9 protein-coding genes are annotated in these 8694 nt (G+C 61.8%); all 9 read right to left on the bottom strand.

What is annotated here, in order from left to right; genetic code table 11:
- The coding region (locus tag M1617_06940) for a glutamine synthetase family protein (protein ID MCL5888006.1) at positions 1-1322 on the bottom strand (1322 nt) is incomplete at its 3' end.
- A gap of 130 nt (positions 1323-1452) precedes the next feature.
- Positions 1453-2811, bottom strand: a complete 1359-nt coding sequence (locus M1617_06935; GenBank protein MCL5888005.1) for an AarF/UbiB family protein — start codon at positions 2809-2811, stop codon at positions 1453-1455.
- 6 nt (positions 2812-2817) lie between these two features.
- A complete protein-coding gene (locus M1617_06930) occupies positions 2818-3171 on the bottom strand; it encodes a hypothetical protein (protein MCL5888004.1) in 354 nt (117 codons plus the stop codon).
- 86 nt (positions 3172-3257) lie between these two features.
- On the bottom strand, positions 3258-4052 hold the full coding sequence (locus M1617_06925; protein MCL5888003.1) for an ABC transporter permease: 795 nt from the start codon (positions 4050-4052) through the stop codon (positions 3258-3260).
- Positions 4049-4957, bottom strand: a complete 909-nt coding sequence (locus M1617_06920) for an ABC transporter ATP-binding protein (protein ID MCL5888002.1) — start codon at positions 4955-4957, stop codon at positions 4049-4051. The genes M1617_06925 and M1617_06920 overlap by 4 nt, the downstream gene beginning before the upstream one ends.
- A gap of 78 nt (positions 4958-5035) precedes the next feature.
- Positions 5036-5494, bottom strand: coding sequence for an RDD family protein (locus M1617_06915; GenBank protein MCL5888001.1), 459 nt, complete (start codon positions 5492-5494; stop codon positions 5036-5038).
- Between the two features lie 7 nt (positions 5495-5501).
- Positions 5502-7622 carry an excinuclease ABC subunit UvrB gene (uvrB, locus tag M1617_06910; protein MCL5888000.1) on the bottom strand — a complete coding sequence of 707 codons (2121 nt, stop codon included), beginning with the start codon at positions 7620-7622 and terminating at the stop codon, positions 5502-5504.
- A gap of 9 nt (positions 7623-7631) precedes the next feature.
- On the bottom strand, positions 7632-8186 hold the full coding sequence (locus M1617_06905; GenBank protein ID MCL5887999.1) for a lytic transglycosylase domain-containing protein: 555 nt from the start codon (positions 8184-8186) through the stop codon (positions 7632-7634).
- Positions 8187-8211: 25 nt separating this feature from the next.
- On the bottom strand, positions 8212-8694 hold a 483-nt coding region (gene coaE / locus M1617_06900; protein ID MCL5887998.1), incomplete at its 5' end, for a dephospho-CoA kinase.

Raw genomic sequence — 8694 nt, 5'->3', positions numbered from 1 at the left:
AGCGGCAGGTACTCCTCCATCTCCCACGGCGTGACTCTGCTGCGGTAGGAGTCCCACTCGATCTTCTTGTTGCGCACGTACCAGCTGAACAGCGGGCCTCCGAGCGTCTCTCTCAGCAGTTCGTTACCCTCAAGTGCCTTGATGGCGTTGTTGAGATCGCCGGGAAGGCGGCCGATGTTGCGCTCAGCGCGCTCATTGTCGCTCATCTCGTAAACGTCATCCACAACATCTGGGGCTAGCTCCATGCCCTTCTCGATGCCGTCCAATCCGGCAGCCAGCATCACCGAGAACGCCAGGTAGGGGTTGCAAGCCGGGTCCGGAGAGCGAAGTTCTATCCGAGTAGCGGCCTCTTTGCCGGGCTTGTACATCGGAACACGGATCAGTGCTGACCTGTTCCTGTGCGCCCAGCAGATGTGGACGGGAGCCTCAAAGCCTGAAACGAGGCGCTTGTATGAGTTGACCCACTGGTTGGTGATGGCTGTGATCGCCGGGGCGTGATGCAGGATACCGGCTATGTACGCCTTCGCCTCCGCCGAAAGATGGAACGGATCGCCAGCATCGTAGAAGGCGTTCTTGTTGCCGCGGAACAACGACTGATGCACGTGCATCCCACTGCCCGCTTCTCCGTACATGGGCTTGGGCATGAAAGTCGCGTACACCCCGTTCTCCTGTGCGACCTCCTTGACCACGAGACGGTAGGTCATGACGATGTCTGCCATCCGAAGGGCCTCATCGTAGCGCAAGTCGATCTCGTGCTGACTGGGTCCGACCTCATGGTGGCTGTACTCGACCTGGATGTCGAAGCTCTTGAGAGAGCGCACCGTCTGCTTGCGCAGATCCACGCCGATGTCCCGAGTAGTCATATCGAAGTAGGAAGCCTTGTCGAGCACCTCAGTGGATCTGTCATCGGCGAAGTAGTAGTACTCGAGCTCGGGCCCGACGTAGAACGTGTAGCCCATTTCGGCAGCTTTGCGCAGCGTGCGCTTGAGTACGTACCTGGGATCACCCTCGTACGGTTCACCATTGGGCATCATGATGTCGCAGAACATCGTCGCGACGAGCTGTCCCTCTTCACGCCACGGCATAATCTTGAGCGTTGATGGGTCGGGCAGCGCAATCATGTCCGACTCCTGAATGCGGGCGAAGCCCTGGATCGAGGAGCCGTCAAAGCCCATTCCCTCTGTCATTGCAGGTTCGATCTCATCTACCGAGATCACGAATGTCTTCAGGAATCCCAGGACGTCCGTGAACCACAGGTGGATAAATTCGATCTCACTGTTCTTGATGGCTTCGATGACTTCTGCTCTGGCGCTATCTGACACGTCGCTTCCTTTCAAGTTAGTACCACCTCAGTGGAAGTATCTCTTGATGCCGAAAGGCGTCACCCGACTCGGTCAGGATACGCCGTTGTGGCCTAAAGGAAAAGATGATAGCGCAAAGTGCTTGTCGAAGTCATTCCGCAATAACGCGGATGACGCTCCGCATCACATCCGGTACCTTCTGATAGATCCGCGCCGGGCGCAACATCTCCTGGGCGATCAGCCGTGTCGCATAGGGGCGCGCCGCCTTGGCGATGTCGATGTCCGGATAGATCGAGCGGCTGACACCGTCCACGGTGACCAGGGCTTTCACGAGCAGCCCGTAGCCCGCGGGTATCTTGATCTCGAACTCCCCGAGTATCGACAGGAACCCTACAGCGAAACCGCGGATGTCGGAGTTGCCTTTTCGGCCGATCGTCTTTCCCATCAGTTCGGCGACCCTGTCGCGAACAATTGCCCGCTTGTCCTTCGGGATATGTAAGCCCAGCTCGCCGCTGTAACGGATCGCCCGGTCGGCGTCGCCGTACACGGTGGCCGCCAACACCTGGGCTATCGCGATGCGTTGCGCTGGCTCTGTCCGCCCCACGATACCGAAGTCCAGATAGCAGATGCGCGAGTCAGGGGTTACGAACAGGTTGGCTGGATGCAGGTCCGCATGGAACCTACCCAACACGAGGACTTGGCGCATGAATACCTCGGCACCGTGCAATGCCAGGCCGTAGGCGTCGACACCAGTGCGCTCCGCCTCGGTGAGATCGGTGAGGCGCCAGCCCTCGACGAACTCCATTGTGAGAACCCGACGGGTCGAGCGCGACCAGACCATCCCAGGCACCACCACGAGCGGATCCTCACGGAAATCAAAGCCGAAGCGATCCGCGACCCGACCCTCGTTGCGAAGGTCGATCTCGCTCCTGAGGGAGTCCCCGAACTCGTCCAAGGTGCCGACGAGATCGATCCGCCGGCTGAGTCCAGCTTTGGAGACCACCTCCGCGATTCGGCGCGCGAATGCCAGGTCGGCTTCGATGACGTCTTCGATGCCGGGCTTGACGACCTTGACGACGATGTCGGTCCCAGCCGGTAACTCCTTGCCGCCGGTCGTGCGTGCGGGGTGCGCGAGCTTCGCGCGGTGGACCTGCGCTATCGATGCCGAGGCCAGCGGGTTCCTGTCGAATTCGACGAATAGCTCGTCAGGATGGGCGCCGAACTCCTCCTCGATCACCTTGAGGACACGCTCCACAGGGATTGATGGCACCGAGTCCTGCAAACGCTCTAGCTCGAAGACCGTCTGCGCCCGGAAGATGTCGGGCCTGACAGATGCGAGTTGTCCCAGTTTGATGAAGGTGGGGCCAAGCTCCTCGCACGCCATCCTCATCTGCCGAGCGAACGACGTCCGCCTCTTCTCCGTGCCGAGAAGCCCGAAGCCCGAGCTGAGAGCCGCCAGGAGCCCTCGGCGAATAAAGACGCTTGCAATCTGAAAACCACGCCCCGGCACGGGGGCCTAGCCTTTCGCAGGGGCGATGCTCGACGCGATCCTGTCCATCGTCGCGTTCATCGACTCGATGCGCCCTCTAAGCTCGGCTATCTCGAAGCGCAGCTCGTCGATGCGCTCGCCCTCACTGGCTGCGCTTCCCCCGTCTTCAGCGGCTCCGGCAGCGAGCTCTGTCTTGAGGCGCTCCTTCTCATCAAAGATTATCGCCGAGAGCCCGTCGACGAACGCTTCCGGGCCAGCGTTCATGGCCTCGGGAGTCACGTCCACGCCGCGCTCTACCGCGGCCTTCCAGCCCTCATCGGCGGTTTCATGCACCAGCGCCCAGGCAGCAAGGAATCGCATGAACTTGTCGTTCGAACCCATCTACCGACCTCCTGTCGAGAACAACACCAGTCATTGATATCTAGTGTTCCCGTTCTGCGTGCGGAGGAATCATCCTGCCACAAGTTTTATGTGAGATCCCTACGCAGGAAGGCGACGACGGCCACAACAAGCGACACGACCATTATTGCGCCGTAGACCCACCAACTGCTCGCCATCACTACCCCGTCGTTGATCAGGTCGCCTGGCTGCCAGTAGGTGAGCAGGTTGATTGGCTCTAGGTCCTCGACTACTTCGACGAAGGGCGCGATCGCCTGCATGATCCACATGGCCGCGAGCAGCGACCCTGTTATCGCGCCGGGACGCCCGCCACTCCGCATAGCTGCCGAGAGCATCATCGCGAAACTGCCGATTGCGGCCACTAGAAGGAAACTGGTGGCGTAGAGGAGCGCCATGGTCCTGCCGGGGATCTCGATGTCGTAGGTGGGACCCAGGATCTGGATCGGCAGGAAGGTGGCTGTGGTCAACACCGCTGCGTACACGAACATCGCCGCGATGCGCGTCACGATGAACTGAAGGCGTGCGATGGGCTGAGCGAGCAGAAGCTCCATGGTGCCCTCGGCGACTTCGCTGGATATCGATTTCACGGCGAATATGATGATGGCCACAGCAACGATGAGCACCCACATGACTCCCAGGTACTCGGTCTGGAAGTACCCGCCCAGTGTGCCTGCCTCGAGATCCTCCGGAACCCAGACCGCTATCATCTCGGGCGGCATCGTCTCCAGAAGCTGCTCGTACATGTCGCCGAAGAACGTCCAGGTCCACGCCATCAACCATGAATACGCCACGAGGCCGAAAGAGAACCAGAACATCCCAATCCTGCGCTGATACAAGGTTGTGAGGAAGAGGTTGAGATTCACTGGCGGCCTCCCTCATCGCTGCGGTAGTAGTCGACGAAGGCGTCCTCCAGGGACGCGTGCTCCAGCGACAAGTCCTCGACCGAGTGAAGGGCGAGGAGCTTCAGCAGGTCATCGACGTGGTCGCCGCGCACCTTCGCCGAGTATCTGTTGGGTGCCAGAGTCTGCACCTCGGCGATGCCGGGCACGCTTTCGAGCACGGATGCCTCGGTGGGATCGCGGAAGGTCACCTCCAGGTGCCGCCGTCGCTGCTTGAGCAGGGTGTCGACCCGGTCCTCGACGACGATCCGGCCTTCTCGGATGATTCCTACGGTTGTACACACGCGCTCGACCTCGGAGAGAATGTGGCTTGAGAGGAACAGCGTGGAGCCAGCGGCAACGCGCTCGGAGATGATGTCGAACACCACTTCCTGGTTGAGCGGGTCCAGGCCGCTAGTGGGCTCGTCGAGCATGAGCAGCTCGGGGTCGTGCATCATGCCCAGGATGAGTGCAAGCTTCTGGCGATTGCCCTTCGAGAGCTCACGCACACGGCGGGTCGAGTCGAACTGTAGCCGCTCAATGAGCTGATCGGTCAGTACGCCATGGCCTCCCCGGAAGCGGGAAAGGTAGTCGATGTGCCAGCGCCCCGTCTCCTTGTCGTACAACTTGACCTCACCGGCAACATAACCGATTCGCCGCCTGAGCGCCGCTCCATCGAGACGCACCTTCTCGCCTAGGACGAACGCCTCTCCCGAGTTAGCCCTCAACATCCCGAGAAGGCACCTGATTGTCGTCGTCTTGCCTGCCCCATTAGGGCCGAGGAACCCGAAGGTCGTCCCCTTCTCGACCCTAAGGTCGAGTCCGTCGATACCACGAGCCTTGCCGTAGTACTTGGTGAGACTCTTGCACTCGATTGCGGCTGATGCCATCGGGTCCTCTCTTCATCTGTGAGGCCGTCCTCGACTCCCAGCGGATTGTAGCACGGTGCGTGCTCGCTCTATGCGAACTCAATCACCGGCGGTCCAAGTCACATTCGTCCCAGAAAACACGTCGTGAACAGCTCGTCTATCGGCTCGAAGGAACATGACCGCCAGCGGAAGCCCTGCGAGCATCACCGTGAGCACCAGCAGTAACCAGCGCAGAATCCTTTGGCGGGCACTGGGCTCCGCCGCACCTGAACGACTCACCAATCGTAGCCCAACCGTCCTTAGGATGAGCGGTGTCCCCTTTGGAGCGTGGACAGCAACAACGAAGGAAATCAACAGTGGAATCAAGCTTAGCAAGTTCTGAGTCCAAGGGTAGTAGATCGCCGCATGGATCAATCTGCCGCCAAGCTCCGGAAGAAGAAACATGGCTGCAATCTGTCCAATATAGAGGGCCGCCACCCCGACCACAGTGAGCATCCCGCCCATCATCCTACGCAACAGCACTTCGGCCGCAGCCACATCAGTCCCCTGGTCGTTCATTCGTCCCTCAACGTCTCCTCTTCGACCTGCCGAAGGCCGAGCCCTTGCGGGCGCCTTGCTTGAGGCGTTCGATGGCTTCACCTTCGGTGGAGCGCTCTACCTCGGCTTTCAACTTCACGATCTGATCGCGCAATCTGGCCGCTGCCTCGAAGTCGAGGGATTCGGCGGCCGAGAGCATGTCCTCTTCAAGCGTCGAGATGATCCGCATCACCTCGGTGTGCGGCAGTTTCGAGAGCTCCTTGGCGGCCTCGGCGGCGGTGGTGTACTGCGCCTCGCCTTCGCGCACGTACTGCACGATGTCGGCGATCGCTTTGCGCACCGTCCGCGGCTCGATGTTGTGCTCGGTGTTGTGTGCGATCTGTCGCTCGCGGCGGCGGTCGGTCTCCTCGATGGCGACCCGCATCGATTCCGTCATCTTGTCGGCGTATAGGATGACCTGCCCGGATACGTTGCGGGCGGCGCGCCCTATCGTCTGGATGAGCGAGCGGTGGTTGCGAAGGAAGCCTTCCTTGTCGGCGTCGAGGATCGCCACGAGCGAGACTTCCGGCAGGTCCAGCCCCTCGCGCAGCAGGTTGATGCCCACGAGGCAGTCGAAGTGTCCTAGGCGCAGGTCGCGCAGGATGTCGATGCGCTCCAGCGTGCCGATGTCCGAGTGCAGGTATCGCGCGTTGACCTGCTGTTCGAACAGGTAGTCGGTGAGGTCCTCGGCCATCTTCTTGGTAAGCGTTGTGACCAGCGTGCGTTCGTCGCGCGCCACTCGCTCCTTGACCTCGGCGATTAGGTCGTCGATCTGGCCCCTGACGGGGCGCACCACCACTTGTGGGTCGACGAGGCCCGTCGGGCGGATGATCTGCTCGACCACCTGCTGCGCAACGCGGCCCTCGTAGTCGCCGGGGGTGGCTGAGACGTGGACTATGCGCTTGGCCCTGGCGTCGAACTCGTCGAACCGAAGCGGCCTGTTGTCGAGCGCGCTTGGAAGGCGAAAACCGTGCTCCACCAGCGTGAGTTTGCGCGACTTGTCGCCCTCGTGCATGCCACGGATCTGGGGCACTGTGACATGGCTCTCATCGATGAAGCACACGAAGTCCTCGGGGAAATAGTCGAGTAGCGTGTTCGCTGGCTCGCCGGCTTCGCGCCCATCGAGGTGTCGGGAGTAGTTCTCGATCCCGGAGCAGAAGCCCATCGTCTCCAGCATCTCCAGGTCGTAGGTGATCCGCATCTCGAGCCGCTGGGCTTCGAGCAGCTTCCCTTCGGCACGCAACTCACCGAGTCGCTGCTGGAGTTCGGCGTGGATCGTCTTCACTGCCTCGGCTAGCTTGTCGGGTGCGGTCACGTAATGGGTGGCCGGCCAGATCGGTAGCCACGAGTACGTCAGCAGCACCTCGCCTGTGACCTGGTCGATCTCGGCGATGCTCTCGATCTCGTCGCCGAAGAACCCGACGCGCACGGGGTGGTCGGCGTATGGCGGGAAGACGTCGATCGTGTCGCCGCGCACGCGGAACGATCCGCGGCCGAGCTCGTAGTCGTTGCGGTCGTACTGGATCTCGATGAGCTGCCGGATCATCAGGTCCCTGTCGAGCTCATCGCCGACGGTGACGAAGACCGCCATCCCGGCGTAATCCTCCGGGGAGCCGATGCCGTAGATGCAGCTCACGCTGGCTACGACCACCACGTCGCGGCGCGAGAGCAGCGCGGCGGTCGCGGCGTGCCGCAACTTCTCGACCTCGGCGTTTATCGACGCGTCCTTCTCGATGAAGGTATCGGTGGAAGGGACGTACGCCTCGGGCTGGTAGTAGTCGTAGTAGGAGACGAAGTAGACGACGGCGTTGTCGGGCATGAGCTCCTTGAGCTCTGCCGCGAGCTGGGCCGCGAGCGTCTTGTTGGGCGCCATGATCAGGGTCGGTCGCTGGATCGCCTCGATGGTCTTGGCCATCGTGAACGTCTTCCCCGAGCCGGTGACCCCGAGCAGCGTCTGATACCGAAGGCCCGTCTCGATACCCTCGGCGAGCTGGGCGATCGCCTTGGGTTGATCGCCGGCAGGCTCGAACTGGGAGACGACGCGAAACTTGCGCTCCCCCGAGTGATCCCGCTGCACCGCGGCCGGGCCGCCATGGTGTCCGGCGTTCATCGGCAGGCCCTAGCGTCCGGCGTCGAAGGCGTCGGGGTACAGACGCTCGTACGCTTCCTGCGCGCGCACGACTCGTAGCACGTAGTGACGCGTTTCCGGGAACCTGATCGCATCCCTGATATCGTCTCCTTCGACCACCCAATCATCGACATGCCTCAGTCCAGCATTATAGGCCGCCAGCGCAGGTTCGATCTCATGATACCTCTCGACCAGGAAGCGGAAGTACGCTGTCCCGAACTCGATGTTGGTGGCCGGGTCCTTGAGCTCAGCCGCCGTGGGGTCGGGATCGACGGCCACCAAGTGGTCGAGGTCGCCTGCGGTTGAGGGCAGAATCTGCATCAGCCCGACCGCACCTGCCGAGGAGACCGCATCCGACTCCCAGCTAGACTCCGCGTGGATGATCGCTGCGACGAGGTAGGGGTTGACCTTGTGGCGCTCGGCGGAGGTCGCGATCAGCGCGATGTGCTCCTCGGGCAGGCGGTAGTAGAGGCGCTGCCACTCGTCTGGGCCTCTGAGATGCATGAACGCGGCCGCGGCCATGAGCGCCAATACACCGATGATCACCCACCGGTACCACGCGAATACGCTGCTACGCGCCACGAGAGGTCACAAGCTCCCAGTACTCATCCAACTTGCCGAAGAGCTCCTCCACCGAGCCGTCATTGACGATGACGGTGTCAGCCAGCGACGACCTTTCGGCATCGGTGGCCTGAAGCGCCATCCTTCGGCGGATGTCTCCTTCGTCGCGACCCCACATGACCGCGCGCTCCACGCGATCTCCCTCAGGGGCTTCAATCGCGAGCACCGTGTCGGCGACCTCGGCGAATGCGGGTGCCTCGGCAAGCAACGGGATCTCGACGACCACGATTTCTGGAGGGCTCTGGAGAAGGCGAAGTGCGGCGATGCCCTCGGCCAGCTCGCGCAGAATCGCGGGGTGAGTGATGGCGTTGAGGCGGCTCGTGGCCTGCGGATCCCGGAATACGATGGCGGCCACGGCCTTGCGGTCGATCTGCCCTGCGGAGTCGAGGATCCCGCTTCCGAAAGCCTCAACCAGCTCATCACGCTTGACGGG

This window comes from Actinomycetota bacterium, from assembly GCA_023488435.1.
Taxonomy (GTDB): domain Bacteria; phylum Actinomycetota; class Coriobacteriia; order Anaerosomatales; family UBA912; genus UBA912.
The sequence above is the reverse complement of the archived record's forward strand: the minus strand, read 5'-3'. Positions and strand labels throughout refer to the sequence as shown.

Coding starts and splice junctions, on each gene's coding strand:
- M1617_06930 (MCL5888004.1), bottom strand. CDS start 3,171: ATGGGTTCGAACGACAAGTTCATGCGATTCCTTGCTGCCTGGGCGCTG.
- M1617_06920 (MCL5888002.1), bottom strand. CDS start 4,957: ATGGCATCAGCCGCAATCGAGTGCAAGAGTCTCACCAAGTACTACGGC.
- M1617_06915 (MCL5888001.1), bottom strand. CDS start 5,494: ATGAACGACCAGGGGACTGATGTGGCTGCGGCCGAAGTGCTGTTGCGT.
- uvrB (MCL5888000.1), bottom strand. CDS start 7,622: ATGAACGCCGGACACCATGGCGGCCCGGCCGCGGTGCAGCGGGATCAC.